This is a genomic window from Undibacterium sp. Ji83W (genome assembly GCF_049340385.1).
Lineage (GTDB): Bacteria > Pseudomonadota > Gammaproteobacteria > Burkholderiales > Burkholderiaceae_D > Undibacterium.
In genome coordinates this window covers 162,330-179,432 of record NZ_JBMPOZ010000009.1, presented here as the reverse complement: position 1 = coordinate 179,432, position 17,103 = coordinate 162,330, and the positions used below count along the sequence as shown (strand labels likewise).

The 17,103-nt window shown below is 49.6% G+C and carries 14 protein-coding genes and 2 tRNA genes; 6 read left to right on the top strand and 10 right to left on the bottom strand.

Features of this window, described 5'->3' with window-relative positions:
* Nucleotides 1-29: 29 nt before the first annotated feature.
* The 8 genes from ccoP to ACO0LD_RS16595 all read right to left on the bottom strand — a co-directional run bounded on the left by ccoP (nt 30) and on the right by ACO0LD_RS16595 (nt 6,032).
* Nucleotides 30-1,031: a cytochrome-c oxidase, cbb3-type subunit III gene (gene ccoP / locus ACO0LD_RS16630; protein ID WP_423008728.1), complete on the bottom strand. Its 1,002-nt coding sequence runs from the start codon at nt 1,029-1,031 to the stop codon at nt 30-32.
* A gap of 2 nt (nt 1,032-1,033) precedes the next feature.
* A complete protein-coding gene (locus tag ACO0LD_RS16625; RefSeq protein WP_423008726.1) occupies nt 1,034-1,180 on the bottom strand; it encodes a cbb3-type cytochrome oxidase subunit 3 in 147 nt (48 codons plus the stop codon).
* A gap of 51 nt (nt 1,181-1,231) precedes the next feature.
* Entirely contained in the window at nt 1,232-1,849 is a 618-nt protein-coding gene (gene ccoO, locus ACO0LD_RS16620; RefSeq protein ID WP_423008724.1) for a cytochrome-c oxidase, cbb3-type subunit II, read from the bottom strand.
* A 17-nt stretch (nt 1,850-1,866) separates the two neighbouring features.
* Complete coding sequence (ccoN, locus tag ACO0LD_RS16615; protein WP_423008722.1) at nt 1,867-3,306, bottom strand: cytochrome-c oxidase, cbb3-type subunit I; 1,440 nt, start codon at nt 3,304-3,306, stop codon at nt 1,867-1,869.
* A 200-nt stretch (nt 3,307-3,506) separates the two neighbouring features.
* Nucleotides 3,507-5,426 (bottom strand): SurA N-terminal domain-containing protein, encoded by a 1,920-nt coding sequence (locus tag ACO0LD_RS16610; RefSeq protein WP_423008720.1) that lies wholly within the window; start codon nt 5,424-5,426, stop codon nt 3,507-3,509.
* Nucleotides 5,427-5,512: 86 nt separating this feature from the next.
* A tRNA-Asp gene (locus ACO0LD_RS16605) sits at nt 5,513-5,589 on the bottom strand.
* A 44-nt stretch (nt 5,590-5,633) separates the two neighbouring features.
* Nucleotides 5,634-5,709, bottom strand: a tRNA-Val gene (locus ACO0LD_RS16600).
* Between the two features lie 50 nt (nt 5,710-5,759).
* Nucleotides 5,760-6,032 (bottom strand): HU family DNA-binding protein, encoded by a 273-nt coding sequence (locus ACO0LD_RS16595; protein WP_162040973.1) that lies wholly within the window; start codon nt 6,030-6,032, stop codon nt 5,760-5,762.
* 547 nt (nt 6,033-6,579) lie between these two features.
* Here ACO0LD_RS16595 and nadB point away from each other — a divergent pair.
* From nadB to ACO0LD_RS16565, 6 genes are all read left to right on the top strand, one after another.
* Complete coding sequence (gene nadB, locus ACO0LD_RS16590) at nt 6,580-8,187, top strand: L-aspartate oxidase (protein ID WP_423008718.1); 1,608 nt, start codon at nt 6,580-6,582, stop codon at nt 8,185-8,187.
* Between the two features lie 210 nt (nt 8,188-8,397).
* Nucleotides 8,398-9,069, top strand: coding sequence for an ABC transporter ATP-binding protein (locus ACO0LD_RS16585; RefSeq protein ID WP_423008716.1), 672 nt, complete (start codon nt 8,398-8,400; stop codon nt 9,067-9,069).
* Nucleotides 9,066-11,051 (top strand): HlyD family efflux transporter periplasmic adaptor subunit, encoded by a 1,986-nt coding sequence (locus ACO0LD_RS16580; RefSeq protein ID WP_423008714.1) that lies wholly within the window; start codon nt 9,066-9,068, stop codon nt 11,049-11,051. Before ACO0LD_RS16585 ends, ACO0LD_RS16580 begins: the two co-directional genes overlap by 4 nt.
* Nucleotides 11,048-12,295 (top strand): efflux RND transporter periplasmic adaptor subunit, encoded by a 1,248-nt coding sequence (locus ACO0LD_RS16575; protein WP_423008711.1) that lies wholly within the window; start codon nt 11,048-11,050, stop codon nt 12,293-12,295. Before ACO0LD_RS16580 ends, ACO0LD_RS16575 begins: the two co-directional genes overlap by 4 nt.
* Nucleotides 12,292-13,527, top strand: coding sequence for an ABC transporter permease (locus tag ACO0LD_RS16570; RefSeq protein ID WP_423008709.1), 1,236 nt, complete (start codon nt 12,292-12,294; stop codon nt 13,525-13,527). Before ACO0LD_RS16575 ends, ACO0LD_RS16570 begins: the two co-directional genes overlap by 4 nt.
* Before the next feature lie 60 nt (nt 13,528-13,587).
* A complete protein-coding gene (locus ACO0LD_RS16565; protein ID WP_423008707.1) occupies nt 13,588-14,355 on the top strand; it encodes a hypothetical protein in 768 nt (255 codons plus the stop codon).
* Nucleotides 14,356-14,849: 494 nt separating this feature from the next.
* On the opposite strand, the gene nadC is transcribed toward ACO0LD_RS16565, so the two are convergent.
* Nucleotides 14,850-15,716 carry a carboxylating nicotinate-nucleotide diphosphorylase gene (gene nadC, locus ACO0LD_RS16560; RefSeq protein ID WP_423008705.1) on the bottom strand — a complete coding sequence of 289 codons (867 nt, stop codon included), beginning with the start codon at nt 15,714-15,716 and terminating at the stop codon, nt 14,850-14,852.
* A 155-nt stretch (nt 15,717-15,871) separates the two neighbouring features.
* A complete protein-coding gene (gene nadA, locus ACO0LD_RS16555; RefSeq protein WP_423008703.1) occupies nt 15,872-17,002 on the bottom strand; it encodes a quinolinate synthase NadA in 1,131 nt (376 codons plus the stop codon).
* Nucleotides 17,003-17,103 lie beyond the last annotated feature (101 nt).

Here is a 17,103-nt window from a genome sequence, read left to right as displayed (position 1 = left end):
ATAATTGGCGCAATCATGGTTTTCAAAGACTACTTGCTGGCTGCTGTTTCTGATGCGCTAGCGGCAATTTTCTTCACCGCACTGACATCCGCATCAGTAATCTGACCTGCAGCAGAATTGTTGGACAAACCCCAGACGTAAGCCGCCAGCAAATGCAGCTTGCCATCAGTCAAAATGGTTTTGTGGGCTGGCATTTGATTGTTTCGACCCTTGTTGATGGTTTCCATCACGTTTTCAATGCCACCTCCATACAGCCACACCTTATCTGTCAGATTCGGTGCACCCAGCGCCTGATTACCCTTGCCATCACCGCCATGGCAGGCTGCACAGGCAGCAAACTTGGATTTACCTATTGCGGCCTTAATCGGATCATGTGCAGAATCCGACAGACTCAGGACATAATTGGCAACGTTACGGACATCATCATCGGTACCCAAAGCAGCACCCATAGGCGGCATCTGGCCATGGCGACCTTCACGTATGGTCGTCAGGATAGTCTGGGGATCACCGCCATACAGCCAGTCATTGTCGGTCAGATTAGGGTAACCCTTGCCGCCTTGCGCGTCAGAGCCATGGCATTGTGCGCAAGTGTTCAGGAACAGCCGCTGCCCAATTTCATGAGCTTGCGCATCTTTGGCAACAGCCTTGATATCCATGACCAGAAATTTGTTAAAGATAGGGCCGTATTGCGCCTCGCCATCTTTCATTTCTTTTTCATATTCACCTTTTTGACTCCAGCCAAACGTGCCCTGCCATTTGCCAAAACCGGGGTACACAATCAAGTAACCGACGCTGTACACCACAGTCAGATAAAACAACCACATCCACCATTTAGGCAGGGGATTGTTTTGCTCCATCAAGTCGCCATCCCAGACATGGCCTGTGGTTTCTGCAGGCAAGGGTTTGCCGTCGCTGCCGACTTTGATCTTGACCTTGGATTGCGACCACAACAGTAAAACGCAAGCCAGCATGGACAAGGCCGTGGCGATGGCGATGCCGATACTCCACCATTCGTTAAAAAAATCTGCCATGGCTATTTTCCATCCTCATTATCAATTGGCAAGCGCGCCATCTTTTCGAATTTTTCTTTATTACCGGCACTGAATGCCCAGTAAATAATGCCAAGGAATACGATGAGGCTGATGACCGTCACGATGCTGCTTATTATTGTGAAATTCATTTCATTTCTCCCCTGAGGGCTGGGTCACTCAAGACCCGGCTATTTCCTCTATCAGTTCTTGTTCTTGATCGCTGTACCCAACACTTGCAAGTAGGCGATCACCGCATCCAGTTCAGTCTTGTTAGCCAGCTCAGAAGCGCCCGCCTTGATCTGCTCGTCGGTATAAGGCACGCCCAGGGTTTTCATGGCTTTCAGCTTGGGAGTGATTTCCTCAGGGACGAGCTGGGTTTTGGCCAGCCATGGATAAGCAGGCATATTCGATTCCACCACGACCGAACGCGGGTCATTCAGATGGTCTTTATGCCAGCTATCGCTATAACGTCCACCGACACGCGCCAGATCAGGGCCGGTACGCTTGCTGCCCCATTGGAAGGGATGGTCATATACAGACTCACCCGCAACGGAATAATGACCATAGCGCTCAGTCTCGGCGCGGAAGGGCCGTATCATTTGTGAGTGGCAGCCATAGCAACCCTCCCTCAGATAAATATCGCGGCCAGCCAGTTGCAATGCCGAATAAGGCAGCATGCCCTGCACTGGCTGGGTCGTCGATTTTTGAAAGAACAAAGGAACGATCTCAACCAGGCCCCCGACACTGATGGTCAGGATCACCAGTACCAGCAACAGGCCCACATTCCGCTCAATCAAGTCATGAGTAAAATTACGCATTCAATTTCTCCTTTGATTCAAGCATGTGCTGCAGTTGCAGGCAAAGCCGGGATCGCATTATTGACAGGCTTGGCAGCCATGATGGTTTTTGTGACGTTGTACGCCATCACCAGCATGCCGCTCAAATACAGGAGACCACCCAGCATGCGTATCACGTAGTAGGGATAGGTCGCCTTGACGCTCTCGACAAAGGAATACGTCAGCGTGCCATCCTCATTCACCGCACGCCACATCAGACCTTGCATGACGCCAGCTATCCACATGGATGCGATGTACAAGACCACGCCTATCGTCGCCACCCAGAAATGCACTTCGATGAGACTCTTGCTATACATTTGTGTCTGGCCAAACAGGCGCGGGATCAGGTAATACAAGCTACCTATGGTGATGAAGCCAACCCAGCCCAAGGCACCGGAGTGAACGTGACCAACAGTCCAGTCTGTGTAGTGCGACAAGGCATTCACGGTTTTGATCGCCATCATCGGGCCTTCAAAGGTCGACATGCCATAGAAAGACAGCGAGACAATGAGGAAACGCAGAATAGGATCAGAACGCAGCTTGCTCCAGGCACCGGACAAGGTCATGATGCCGTTGACCATCCCCCCCCAGGAAGGAGCCAGCAAAATCAGCGAGAACACCATGCCTATGGATTGTGCCCAGTCAGGCAAGGCGGTGTAATGCAAATGATGCGGACCTGCCCACATGTAGGTGAAGATCAATGCCCAGAAGTGGACGATGGACAAGCGATAAGAGTAAACCGGACGCTCGATTTGCTTGGGGATGAAGTAATACATCATGCCCAAAAAGCCAGCCGTCAGAAAGAAACCGACGGCATTATGGCCATACCACCACTGCACCATCGCATCCTGCACGCCAGAATAGGCAGAATAGGATTTCATGAACGACACCGGGATGGCGGCGCTATTAACGATATGCAAAACTGCTACAGCGATAATGAAGGCACCATAAAACCAGTTGGCCACATAAATGTGCTCCACCTTGCGCTTCACCAGCGTGCCAAAAAACACCACCGCATAGGATACCCAAACCACTGCGATCAACAGGTCGATAGGCCATTCCAGCTCTGCATATTCTTTACCCTGGGTAAAGCCCATGGGCAAGCTGATGGCGGCAGCGACGATCACCAGTTGCCAGCCCCAGAATGTGAATTCAGCAAGACCTTCTGCAAACAACCTGACATTGGACGTGCGCTGGACGACATAATAGGAAGTGCCAAACAAGGCACAGCCACCAAAGGCAAAGATCACAGCATTGGTATGCAAGGGGCGCAAACGGCCATAACTCAGCCACGGTATGCCCCCCAGGAATTCCGGCCAGGCAAGCTGAGTTGCAATCACCACGCCCACGAGCATGCCAACGATTCCCCAAACCACTGCCATGACAGAAAATTGCCGTACAACCCGATAGTTGTATGTGTTTTCTTTAGTTATTGTCATGATCTCACTCTGTTGTAAAAGTACACCGCCAGAATAACAATCACCTTGCCCAGCTACATTGATGCAAATCAAATGCAGCCAGATTCAATTCAATTATTGGCGAAAGACAACATGCACAAAAATCTAAATAATCAATTTTTCAAAAACAAAAAAAAAAGACATCCGGAGGATGTCTTTTTTAACAGCAAGATATAGCTAAATTATGGTGCGGCAGTTACCGGTGCTGTCACTGCTGCTTTATTGACAGTCACTTTGGCTTTATGCTTCAGCAACTCAATATAAGAATACAGATTTTGAGCAGACTGCATACTCGTCAATTGCTGCGCTTCTGAAGCACGACGCGCTGCGTCAGGTGTACCGGCAGTGACTTTGCCTATGCGGAAAATAACATAGCCAGCATTGCCCAGATGCGTGCCCACAAAGGCAGGCAACTTCTGGGTATCAGCACGCATTACATCAACCAGAGCGGCACTAGGGATATCCTGATTCTTCAAACGGGAAATCATTTTAGGCTCAGTAAATCCAGTCGTTGAATCAGCTGCTTTCAATGCAGTCAGTTTGGCTATACCTTCTTTTTCTGCCAGGGCTGCAGCTTCAGTAGCAGTTACCTGCGCCTGAATTGATGCCTTCACCTCTTCAAATGGACGCTTGGACGCAGGCTTGTATTCAACGATACGGCCAGCAATCAAAGTATTCGGGGCAATTTCAATTGCTTCTGTATTGTGTTTTTTCTTGACCACATCATCAGAGAAAATCGCCTTCAGGAATTTAGGATTATTGGTTTCTACCGTTGCTGGCAAACCTGGTTTGCTATTACGCGACAAACCATTCACTGTTTGTATTTTCAACTTCAGCTTTTCTGCTGCAGGCTTGAGACTATCACCTTGCTCGTACAAGACATTGGTCAAAGATTCAGCGGCTTCGGTATAAGCTTTACCCGCTTTTTGCTTTTTGATATCAGCAGCAATTTGCGCTTTGACTTCATCCAGTGTTTTGACGCCAGCAGGCTTGATCCCTGTCACAGTGATGATGTGAAAGCCATATTCAGACTGCACCAGTTCACTGATGTCGCCTTGTTTAAGCTTGAATACACTTTCATCAAACTGTGGAACCATCGCACCTTTAACAAAGAAATCCAGATCGCCACCCTTTTCCTTGGAACCTGGGTCATCAGAATTTTCTTTCGCCAGCCTGGCGAAATCTTCTGGTTTCTTGCGCAGTTGCGCGAGGATGTCTGCAGCCTTGGCTTTTGCCTTGGCCTTGTCAGCATCACTGCTGTCTTTGCCTGCTGCAATCAGGATATGGCTGGCACGACGCTGCTCTTCTGTCGTGTAAGCTTTTTCATTAGCCTTGTAATAGGTCTGGACGTCGGCATCAGACACAGTCGTTTGCTCAGCCAGTACTTCATTATTCAAGACTACGTACTCAGCATTAATTTGCTCAGGAATTTCAAACTGCGCCGTATTTTTTTCGTAATAGGCTTTCAGCATTTCATCCGTAACTTTGACACGTGAGGCAAAATCACCAGGTTTGTACATCAGCATCTGTACTTCACGTTCTTGCTCATTGATGGCAGAAAGACGCTCAGCCACAGTTTTTGGAACAAAGGCACTTGCCTGGACTGGGCCCAGTAATTGTTGCAGCACCATATCCTGGCGCAGACGCTGTTCAAACATCGGTGGCGTCATGCCTTGCTGTGCCAGCAGGCGGGTATATTCGGCATTGTCGAAATGACCGTCAGCCTTCACCAGGCCTGGCGTCTTGGTAATACTGTCTTGCAATGTTGCATCTGCAATTGCCAATTTTTTGACGGCAATCTCACCAGCCATTGCCTTGCGGGCAATCAGCTCGTCCAGGATGCCCTGTCTTGCCTCAGCAGTATTGAGCATTTTTGCATCAAACTGCGGGCCATACATCTGGCGCATACGATCCAGCTGATCACGCAAGGCTTGATCAAACTCACCTTGAGTAATGGGGGCTCCCGCAACAGTTGCGATACCTGCTTCTTTGCCGATGGAACGCAAAGCGTCAGTATTACCGAACAAAACAAATGACGGCAAGATAAGAACAGCTAACAAAATTTGCATTAAGCGCTGATGGGTACGAATAAATTCAAACATGTTCAACCAATCACGTGGCTAAGTATCACAATAACAATTTGACGAATACAAAAAAAGGCGAACTTTCGTTCGCCTTTTCGATTTTCTGGCGGAGCGGACGGGGCTCGAACCCGCGACCCCCGGCGTGACAGGCCGGTATTCTAACCAACTGAACTACCACTCCTTTTGTTTCTTTTGTACTTCCTGGTACTACAGTTTGCTTGCTACTGGTGGGCGCTGAGAGGCTCGAACTCCCGACCTAAGCCTTGTAAGGGCTCCGCTCTACCAACTGAGCTAAGCGCCCCACGCATACAAACAAACTTCGCGGCCCATGTCCCGAGCCACGAAAGTGCATTAGTTTACCGCATCTTTCAATGCTTTGCCAGGTTTAAATTTAGGGACCTTGGCAGATTTGATCTTGATAGGCTCACCAGTCTTAGGATTACGACCTGCCCTGGCAGCACGTTTGGCAACAGAGAAGGTACCAAAACCAACCAGTGTTACCGTGCCATTTTTCTTCAATGTGGTTTTTACGGCGCCGATCACAGCATCCAGCGCACGCGACGAAGCCGCTTTGGAAATATCCGCTGTTTTCGCAATATGATCGATCAACTCAGTCTTATTCACTTATAGCCCCCTCACAAAAATTTGAATTTCGCGATGATGTATTCGATTATTTTATTGGTCGTGCATCTATCACGGCAAGCAGGAAATCTGCATCCGGTATTAGAGCAAGCCGCAAAGCCTTATGTCAAGCGGTTTGCAAGCTTTATGGCCAAGTTTGCTGATTTGTGATTTGCTTATTCGTTTTTTACGCCTGCTGAGGCTAAAGCTACTGTGCAAAAAATCAGGTAGCTGAGTGTTTTTGCTATATGGAAAAGCCACCCTCTTCTGCATCCTGAATTAGAATGTGACAAGCCCCCATTAAAAACCAAGGCAGCATGAAACCCGGCGGCAACTCTGGCACGGGCATGTTTCATATGATGACTCACACAGCACGGCCATTCCTGATTTGATATATGGTATGGCTTTAAGTTATAGGCGACGCTGAGAGCCAGTCATGAATCATGAAGCACAAAAAGCGCTCGTATATAGCAGACCCATAGCAAGCCCCCAAGCAAACCCCCAGAAATCGGAATAAACTTAAAACAAATAAACACAGACACGGAAGACAATGAAGAATTTTGACGTAGCAATCGTAGGTAGTGGACTGGCCGGCTTATCTGTCGCCCTGCATCTGGCGCAAACTCGCAAAGTCGCCATCGTTTCCAAGCGCGAATTACTCGACGGCGCAAGTAACTGGGCACAAGGCGGCATCGCCGCTGTACTCGATTCTCACGACAGCCATGAACAACACATTTCAGACACCCTGATTGCAGGCGGTGGCTTGTGCGATGAAGGAGCTACCCGCTACATCATAGAACACGGTCGTGAAGCCATAGACTGGCTGATAGAGCAAGGCGTACCCTTCACCCGTGATGAAGAAGCAGAACTGGGCTTTCACCTGACCCGCGAAGGCGGCCACAGCCAGCGTCGTATCATTCATGCGGCAGATGCTACCGGTCATGCTGTGCAAGTCACGCTGGAGCAAAAAGTACGCAATCATCCCAACATCACGCTGTTTGAACATCACTATGCAATCGATGTAATTACCTCAGCCAAAATCGGTGACACATCCCCTACCCCACGTTGCCTGGGTTTGTATGTGCAAGACGTAAAAACCGGCAAGGTCGATACCTTTGCGGCCCAGCATACGGTGATGGCAACCGGCGGTGCGGGTAAAGTCTATCTGTACACCACCAACCCTGACACTGCTACCGGCGATGGCATCGCCATGGCATGGCGTGCAGGCTGCCGCATCGGCAATATGGAATTCATACAATTCCACCCCACCTGTTTGTATCACCCATTCGCCAAATCATTTTTGATTACTGAAGCGGTACGTGGAGAAGGCGGCATCCTGAAGTTGCCAGCCGAAGCTGGTGCATCTGCTGGCAAGCGCTTCATGACCAGTCATGATGACCGCATGGAACTGGCACCACGCGATGTGGTTGCCCGTGCGATTGACTTTGAAATGAAAAAACGTGGCCTGGATTTTGTTGAACTTGATATCAGCCATCAACCACCAGAATTCTTGAAAGAACATTTCCCCACCATTTATGCACGCTGCCTTGAGCTGGGCATAGACATCACCAAGCAAGCCATACCCGTGGTGCCTGCAGTGCACTTCACTTGTGGCGGCATCGTCACTGATACGGATGGCCGCACCGACTTACCCGGCCTGTATGCCGTAGGTGAAACCGCTTATACCGGCTTGCATGGTGCCAATCGCCTGGCCAGTAATTCACTGCTTGAATGCCTGGTCGTAGGCCGCGCCACAGCCAAGCATATAGAAGCCCAGGAACGTGCCAGCGTCATTGCCTTGCCAGACTGGGATGAAAGCCGTGTTTCAGATGCAGATGAAGAAGTCGTCATCGCCAATAACTGGGATGAGCTGCGCCGCTTCATGTGGAATTATGTAGGCATAGTGCGCACCACCAAACGCCTGGAGCGCGCCAAGCACCGCATACGTTTGCTGAAAGAAGAGATAGATGAATACTATGCAAACTTCCGCATCTCGAATAATTTGCTGGAGTTACGCAACCTGGTAGAAGTAGCTTCACTGATCGTGAACAGCGCATTATCACGCCGTGAAAGTCGTGGCCTGCATTTTAGCCGCGATTATCCAGACACGCTCCCCAAAGCACTGCCTACAGTCTTGTCCCCCAAGCGTAAAAAATAATCCTTCATGCTGACAGCGTTCGCGCTGCCAGCATGATCGAATCACCTAAGCCCCCAGCGCAACCAATAAAAGCACTGAGTTTTTCATCTATTTACTGCATAGCCATTTGACAAATTAAATTATCACAGTGATACTTCCCAGCTTGCTTGCCGGGTAATCATATCAGCAGTTTTTTCCGGCGCAGCCTACCTGAAACCAGAAAAAATTGGCATGATAAAGCTCAGTCAGATACGTAAGACATATAAGCAGGGCGGCAATGAAATCAGGGCGCTTGACGGCATAGATTTACACATCACCAGCGGCGAGTTTGTCGCCATCATGGGCCCTTCAGGTTCTGGCAAATCCACATTACTCAATGTACTTGGCGCACTTGACCGCCCTGATCATGGGCGCTACCTGTTGAATCAGGAAGAAATCAGTGCCATGAATGATGACGCGGCATCTGATATACGCAACCGCAGCATTGGCTTTGTCTTTCAATCTTTTCATTTATTACCACGCTTGACCGTGCTGGAAAATGTGCTGCTGCCGCAACGTTATAGCAAGGCCCCTGATGCGCAGGCAGAAACACGCGCCCGCCAGTTACTTGAACGCATAGGTCTGGCACAGCGCATGGATCACAGGCCGGGTGAATTATCTGGCGGCCAGTTGCAACGTGCAGCCATCGCCCGTGCCCTGCTGAATCAACCTGCCTTGTTACTGGCAGATGAACCTACTGGCAACCTGGATTCGAAAAGTGCCGCCGATGTCCTGGGCTTGCTTGGTGAATTGCATGCGAATGGTCAAACTCTGGTGCTGGTGACTCACGATCCTGCAGTGGCTGCCAAGGCGCAAAGAACTATCCATCTGGCGGACGGCAAGGTTGCGGGGATCGCAGCATGAAGCACAACTTACCTAAACACTTACGCTTCTCAAAGCTGAGCGTCTGCATACTCACTGCTTGCTTGAGCATGCCTGCACTGGCACCAGCTTCATCAGTAGCACCTGCCGATACCGCCAAAGCATCCCTATCTGCAAAGAACCGCCCGGTCTTGTTAACTGGTGAAGTCATCGCCAAAGATTCTCAAACCATTTTTGTCCCTCCCTCAAATTCTGCTCCCGTGGTTTTGCGGAATTTTATTGCTGAAGGTAGCAAAGTAAAAAAAGGCGATCTGGTACTTCGCATAGAAACACCTAATGGTTCGAATATAGAGCAACTGGAAATTGGCATGCAGCAAACCAGGGCCAAAGCCGATTCCGAGCAGGCAAAACTGGAAGTCGCAGCACTTGAAGCCGAAAAAAACCTGGTCACAGCAAAGGCAGCACTCGCCAAGGCACTCGTCGATGCTGCCTTGCCGAAGGCACAGATTTCTGCGCTGGACTTTGATAAATACCAGGGAGAAAGAGAAAGATCGGAACGCGACCTGCAAGTGAAACAACTGGCATTTGATGACGCCTATGCTGCTATCAACAGGAAAAAATCAGATGCTGAGCTGGAAATCAAAAAACAGGAAATCAATATCAATTATCTCAAGGCACAACTGACCCAATCTGAAGTGCGTGCCACGCAGGATGGCTTCGTTGTCCATGGTTATAGCAACTGGCGTAACGAGAGACTGGAAGAAGGATCCAGCGCCTTTCCTGGCAATAATGCGGGTCAGGTCATAGGCTCAGGCCAGATGGAAGTGCAGGCCTGGACACTGGAAGCCGACAGGATATACCTGAAAGAGGGACAGGCCGTTAAACTGAAATTTGATGCCTTGCCAGGATCTGAAACAATCGCCAGTATCGCCAGCATTTCCAACGCCCCTGAAGAACACAATAGTTGGGGTTATGGCAGGTATTTCCGAGTCAGTATCAAATTACCACAGCAATTAAATCTCAAGCTGGTGCCTGGCATGAGCGCGCTGATAGAGCCAGTACAGGCCAGCCAGCAAGCGACAGAAAAGCGTATCGCCAAAACCGGGGAACTGACCATAGAAGGTGAAATACAATCGCGCAACAATACGCCGATAGGGCCGCCCACCATCCCCTATATCTGGCAGTATACCTTGGCCAAAATTGCGCCGGAAGGCAGTGCAGTAAAAGCTGGCGACATACTTGCCATGTTCCAGGCAGCCGAAGTACCGACCCAACTCGCCAGCCAAAAAAGTCAGTTGAATGAAAAACTGAGGGCGCTGGAAAAACTGAAGCTGGAACAATCAGAGGCAGAAAAAGCTGTTGACCTCTCAGTGGCCGAAGCACAAAGCAATGCCGAAAAAGCCGCACGTAAAGCCACCATGCCAAAAGAATTAATACGACGTGTGGATTACGACAAACTGGTTATAGAAAAATCACTCAATAGCGATCTGGCAGCACTTTCCTTGAAGCTTCGCACCACGCAGGCACGCGCCCGCAAGGCTGAAAAGGTCGGACTGGAAACAGAGATAGCCAAGCTGCAGGGAAAGATAGACGTATTAATGAAAGGCCAGCAAGCCCTGACCATAACAGCCTCAAAACCCGGCATGATGATTTACAAAACCAATATGGAGGGTGAAAAATTCACGACTGGCAGCCAGATCTGGATGGGATTATCGATAGCCAGTGTGGCGGACCCGGACAAATTATTTGTCTCGGCCAAAATACCAGAAGCGCAATCAAGCACAATCGCCATAGGGCAAAGTGCGCGCATCACCATCCCGGGGGCAAACCTGACAGTGCCCGCACGCGTGACCGGTCTCGGCAATGTATTTCATAGCAAATCAAGCTCACAACCCATCATCGTGCGCGATATAGAACTTGAATTTGACCAGATGCCCAAAGGGCTCAAGCCTGGTGCTGCCGTGCAAGCCATTTTGAATGCAGCAGGAACAGACACACCAGCGGCCGGAGTAGTTAAAAAATGAACATCCGACTCCTCTTTACCTGCGTGACACTATCTGTGAGTAATCTTGCCTGCACTGGCAAAACCGATCAGGTGCAAGTGGCGACAGAAACTTTTGCGCCCAGAATCTGGCAAGAAAGCATCGTCGTCAATGGGGAAATTATCGCTGCCAACAAAACCCCGTTGACTGTACCAGGACAGGGCTGGGATGGCCGCACCCTGGTTGACATGCTGCCCGAAGGTAGCCTGGTAAAAAAAGATCAGGTCATTGCCCGTTTTGACGCCCCAAAATCCCGCATGGAATTATCGCAAGCTGAACTGGAATTACTGCGCAAGGAACTAGCGAAAGAAACCATACAGGCCAGCGATGCCAGCAGCCGCTCTACCCTGGCGGCAGATAATGCAAAAGTCCAGACAGATTTGCGCCTGAGTGAACGCTATGCCAATGCCGACCTTGCCATTTTTTCACGTAATAAAATTCTGGATGAATTACAGGATAGCGGTTTTCTCAAGAACAAACGTGGTTACCTGAACTGGAAAACCGGTCAGGTACAGGCGCGTAGTGCAGCAGAACAAGCTGTACTAAGCTCACAAAAAGAAAGTGTCAGCCTGAATGCCATCCAGCACAAGAAAAACCTGGATGCGCTGGAATTATTGGCGCCGCATGATGGCGTGTTTTTGCTACAGGCAAACTGGGATGGCAGCAAACCACAGGTAGGCTCAAGCTTCCGCCCCCGCGAAGAATTTGGTTCACTCCCTGACTTGGATCAACTGGTTGCCAATTTCAGTATAGAAGAAGGCCGCACCTTTGGCCTGAAAGTCGGCTTGCCTGTGAAAGTGCGCCTGGCTGGCAGTGGCCAGGAAATCGAACTCAGCATCACCAAGGTTGGCAATAGTGCCAGCGTCACGTCTCGAGACTCCCCAGTCAAATTCATCACGTTTGAAGCCGCTTTCAAAAAAGAACAGGCACAAACTCTGGCATTGAAACCAGGTCAGGCATTATTGGGTACGGTAAGTCTCATCAATCAAGCCAAAGCCATGACCGTACCAAACATCGCCCTGGTGCAAGATGGTGCCAGCTTTGCCACCTATGTCAAAGAAGGTGATCAGCTTAAACGCCAGACTGTGGTACTGGGTCAGCGTGGACCAGTGCGCAGTGAAATCAAGTCAGGCATCAGTCAGGGTAATCAGATTGTCCTTCTGCCCGAAATAAAAGATAAAGACAAAAATAAAGACAAAGAAAAAAACAAGGATACACAGTCATGAACCGCGCCCTGATACTGGAAGCCATTAATGAACTGCAAAGGCGCAAATTACGTACCGGCCTGACTTTATTGGGCATGATATTTGGTGTCGCAGCCATCGTTGCCATGCTGGCTGTAGGTGAAGGCAGCCGCCGCGAAGCCTTGCGCCTGGTGGCAGAACTGGGCCTGGACAATGTCATCATCGAAAGCAAGAACATCGACGACAAACGCCTCAAGGACATACGCACACGCTCACTGGGCTTGTCTGCGGCCGATGCAGATGCCGCACTGGCGGTCGTGCCTGGTGCAAAAGCAGTGGCACTAAAAAAGGAAATCAAGGTTGACCAGTTAGTCAGTGGCAATAGCGTCGTTCCTGCCCGCGCCTTTGCCGTATCTGATTCGTATGCAGAACTCGGTGGCCTGCAAATTGGCCAGGGGCGCTGGTTAAGCCCGCAGGATGATGCCAGTCTGGCACCAGTATGTGTGATAGGCCCGCGCCTGGCACATCAGCTGTTTGGTGACAAACAAGCTATCGGTGAACGCATCAAACTCAATCATGCCTGGCTGGAAGTGGTTGGTGTGCTGGCTGACCGTGCATTGAGCAAGTCAGAATTCGAGGGTGTCAAACTGGGACTGGACGATGAGCGCCTGTTCGTCCCCTGGCAAACCGGGCGCGCCCGCTTCCATTTCACTGCCCTGGAAAATGAAGTTGATAGCTTGAGCTTGCGCCTGGATGGTCAAACCCCACCAGACATCGCGGCGCGAGTCCTGCAAAACCTGATAGAACAAAGACATGCAGGCACAGACGACACCAATCTCATCGTCCCCATGGGCTTGTACAGGCAAAACCAGCAAACCCAGCGCATCTTCACCATCGTCATGAGTTCGATTGCTGCCGTATCCTTACTGGTAGGCGGCATAGGCATCATGAATATCATGCTGGCCAATGTACTGGAACGCCGCCGTGAAATTGGCCTGAAGCGCGCCCTGGGTGCGCGCAGACGTGACGTCATAGAACAGTTTCTTGCAGAAGCCCTGGTAATCGCTTTCAGCGGAGCTTTGCTTGGTGTGGTGTTGGGGGCAGTTGCAGCATATAGCATTGCCGCATTGGCAGGCTGGTCTGTCGCCTGGTCACCTGTCAGCCTGTTTATTGCAGTCAGTTCGTGTGTAGCGGTTGGCCTGGGCTTTGGTGTATTCCCGGCACGACAGGCCGCAGCACTGGACCCGATTGCGGCTTTACGTACTGATGGTTGATGCGGCACACGTACGTCTTCCACTGTAATTAATTATCAGTAATCCGGGACGAGCAAAAAAATGAAATTCAAACCCTTATCATCCAAAGATTTTGAATATTTGTGTGATGTATATGAAGCAGAAAAATACGATAGTCAGACCGAATTACTAGATGACTGGAGAGCACTGGGGAACATGTTCCCCGAATCCAGAATACTGCTAACTTTAGATGATCTGGGACAAGCTCAGTACACGTCCATGCATAGCAAGGGCTCTCATAACCTGGACGAGACAGAAGGTTTCGATTTAAGCTCACTTGATGCGATATGCTTTGAGAACGGCGAGCATGTCGGCTATCTCAGTACCAAATCAGAATTTTTTATTCGTCTGGGAAATTTTGAAAAACTATGCAAAGAAAGCAGCTTGGAACAAATCTTTCAAGAGAAAAATCTGCTTTTAAATGATGGATCACTTTTAGAACTAATCTCAGCACAAGAAAACTGGATATCAATTCTGGATGACAGCGTTTATGCTTTCAGAGCCATTGTCAACACAGCTGAAGACAGTCTGGCAGCATTTCCTAACGGCTATTTCTCATCGGATCTGGACCCCTTTGAAAATCACACCCTGTGCCTGCATCTCAGAGAAAATTATGGCTACAGCCTGATAGGAATCGGTGCATCATACCTTGCCCTCATCAGAGAAACGAAGCTAAGCCCGGCACAGACAAGCGACCTGACAGATCTTCTACTGAAGCTTTATGGTGAAAAAGCCGCGAGTTGGATAGAACTGGTCATGAGCAAAAAAGATGAATCGCAACATGTATTGATGTTGCGATATACGGAATAAATTATTCCATAAAAATTGCAATCTACAACTTACCAATGAACGAAAACGAACTGACCGCAAGTAGCTCAAGATAAATCAGGAAATATAACTACGCTCTTTATCTCTTGTACGAAACTCACTTTCAAGTCCTGTACAATTTCTCTGTTTGCAAGCAAACCAGCTTACCTGATTGAATGTGCATGGGGAGTTGAGATTGTCTTTTAAAAATGCACAATTCTCAAATTCACAGTTAACGAATCTGGCACCTGAAAATGCCGTCCCATGAAAAGTACAATTTAAAAACTTTACATCAACAAGAATGCTGGTATTGAACAGACCCCAGTACCATCCACAGTCTGTAAAGCTGCAAGCCAGGAAGGTAGATGTGATATCTCCCCCTTCAAATTGTATATCTGAAAATTCACAATAGCGAAAGACATGCTCATCCAGACTGACAGGCTTCCTCAATCTGGATGCAAAGTTTTGGTTTTCAAACAGCATGTGAAATGAAGTAATTAAATAATCCGCAAAGAATAATCCGTCGCCTTGATATCCTTGGTCAGGCTACCTATGGATATCCTGTCCACGCCAGTCTCGGCTATGGCTCTCACGCTTGCATGATCAATACCACCAGATGCTTCCAGCAAGGCACGGCCAGCAGTGATGACCACTGCTTCGCGCATCATGTTGGTGTTGAAATTATCCAGCAAAATGGACTTGGCACCAGCGTTCAATGCAGTCTGCAATTGTTCTAGTGTTTCCACTTCTATTTGAATGCTGACGCCCGCATTCAAGCTCAGGGCAGCTTGCATGGCTTCAGCTACGCCACCTGCGGCGGCGATATGGTTTTCCTTGATGAGAATACCGTCATACAAGGCCAGGCGCTGGTTCTTGCCGCCGCCTACACGCACTGCATATTTTTGCGCCAGACGCAGGCCGGGCAAGGTTTTACGGGTGTCGAGTATGGCTGCTTTTGTGCCAGCGATGATGGCGACATATTTGCTGGTCGCGGTTGCGACAGCAGATAACAATTGCAGGAAATTCAGCGCAGAACGCTCAGCTGTCAGCAAGGCCCTGGCAGGTGCCTTGATTTTGCAAACGACAGTATTTGCCTTCATCTGCTCGCCTTCGGCATATTGCCAGTCTATTTCTATGCTTGTATCCAGCGTTGTCATGACGGTGTCGAACCACGGGGCACCACAGAGAACGGCATCTTCACGCACAATGACTTGTGCCTGCACTACTTCATCTGCAGGCACCAGCAAGCCAGTCAGGTCGGCAGCGCCGACATCTTCAAGCAGCGCATCGCTGATATTGCGTTCAAATGCTTTTTGTAAATCTGCATCAAATGGGAAATGCGTATTCTTTAAATTACCAGACATGTCCAGATCACCTCAGTTTAATTTTATTTAGCTTGCGCAGCATTCAGAACCTGCTTACGATCTGTAGCGAGCGTGCGTCAGCGGGGTGAAGAGCAGCGCATGAGCCCCCGCATTAATTCCTGTTGCGCTTGCGCAGTAAGATCGTCAACAGGTTCTCAGGCCGGGCCTATGCCGGAGAACAGTTTGGTTTCTTTCGCCAAATCACCTGAAGGACGTACATTGGCTTTTTTGGCGGCAGCAAAATCCAGCATGCGGTCTATGCAAACTTTGGCTTTTTGCCCAACTGCAGGGTCAACCTGGATTTCATTATTGCCGTTTTCCAGCACCTGCACCAGATTGCGCAAGCCATTCATCGCCATCCATGGGCAATGTGCACAGCTCTTGCAAGTCGCACTATTACCAGCGGTTGGGGCAACGATGAAACGCTTGGTAGGCGCAGCCATTTGCATTTTGTGCAGGATGCCATTGTCTGTGGCGACGATAAATTCATCTGCATCCAGAGTCTTTGCAGCATGGATCATTTGTGAAGTCGAACCGACCACATCAGCCAGAGCAACGACTGCAGCCGGTGACTCTGGGTGCACCAGGACTTTGGCATTTGGATGCTCAGCCTTGAGCACATCCAGCTCTATCCCTTTGAACTCATCATGTACCAGGCAGGAACCCTGCCACAGCAACATGTCTGCACCTGTCTGCTTCTGGATATAACCACCCAGATGCTTATCAGGTGCCCAGAGTATTTTTTTACCTTGCGCATGCAAGTGAGCAACAATGTCCAGACCTATACTGGACGTCACCATCCAGTCAGCACGAGCTTTGACGGCAGCGCTGGTATTGGCATACACGACGACGGTGCGGTCGGGATGGGCATCGCAGAACGCTGCAAACTCATCTGCCGGGCAACCCAGGTCCAGCGAGCAAGTCGCATCCAGGTCAGGCATTAAAATGGTTTTTTCGGGGCTGAGTATTTTGGCTGTTTCGCCCATGAACTTGACACCGGCCACGACCAGGGTCTTGGCGGGATGGTCGCGGCCAAATCTTGCCATTTCCAGCGAATCAGAAACGCAGCCACCGGTTTCTTCTGCCAGGTCCTGCAGTTCGGCATCGACATAATAATGCGCCACCAATACAGCCTGCTTTTCTTTCAAAAGCTGGCGCACCCTGGCTTTCAGTTCCAGCTTTTCTATGGCTGAAGGCGCATCCGGGATACGCGCCCAGGCATTGGCAGTACAGCTACTACCCACATCCATTTGTGGACGTTCAAATTCAACAACTTTGGTTTCCATATAGCCCTACATATCTGGAGTGCATGCCTGGCATGCACTCTGATGACAAGAAATATTTGGCAGGCTTGGGGTTGCCAGATTTACATCCAGTATCACCCCAA

Coding starts and splice junctions, on each gene's coding strand:
- nadA (WP_423008703.1), bottom strand. CDS start 17,002: ATGGAAACCAAAGTTGTTGAATTTGAACGTCCACAAATGGATGTGGGT.
- ACO0LD_RS16575 (WP_423008711.1), top strand. CDS start 11,048: ATGAACATCCGACTCCTCTTTACCTGCGTGACACTATCTGTGAGTAAT.
- ACO0LD_RS16585 (WP_423008716.1), top strand. CDS start 8,398: ATGATAAAGCTCAGTCAGATACGTAAGACATATAAGCAGGGCGGCAAT.
- ACO0LD_RS16610 (WP_423008720.1), bottom strand. CDS start 5,426: ATGTTTGAATTTATTCGTACCCATCAGCGCTTAATGCAAATTTTGTTA.
- ACO0LD_RS16580 (WP_423008714.1), top strand. CDS start 9,066: ATGAAGCACAACTTACCTAAACACTTACGCTTCTCAAAGCTGAGCGTC.
- ccoO (WP_423008724.1), bottom strand. CDS start 1,849: ATGCGTAATTTTACTCATGACTTGATTGAGCGGAATGTGGGCCTGTTG.
- ccoP (WP_423008728.1), bottom strand. CDS start 1,031: ATGGCAGATTTTTTTAACGAATGGTGGAGTATCGGCATCGCCATCGCC.
- ccoN (WP_423008722.1), bottom strand. CDS start 3,306: ATGACAATAACTAAAGAAAACACATACAACTATCGGGTTGTACGGCAA.
- ACO0LD_RS16570 (WP_423008709.1), top strand. CDS start 12,292: ATGAACCGCGCCCTGATACTGGAAGCCATTAATGAACTGCAAAGGCGC.
- nadB (WP_423008718.1), top strand. CDS start 6,580: ATGAAGAATTTTGACGTAGCAATCGTAGGTAGTGGACTGGCCGGCTTA.
- nadC (WP_423008705.1), bottom strand. CDS start 15,716: ATGTCTGGTAATTTAAAGAATACGCATTTCCCATTTGATGCAGATTTA.
- ACO0LD_RS16565 (WP_423008707.1), top strand. CDS start 13,588: ATGAAATTCAAACCCTTATCATCCAAAGATTTTGAATATTTGTGTGAT.
- ACO0LD_RS16625 (WP_423008726.1), bottom strand. CDS start 1,180: ATGAATTTCACAATAATAAGCAGCATCGTGACGGTCATCAGCCTCATC.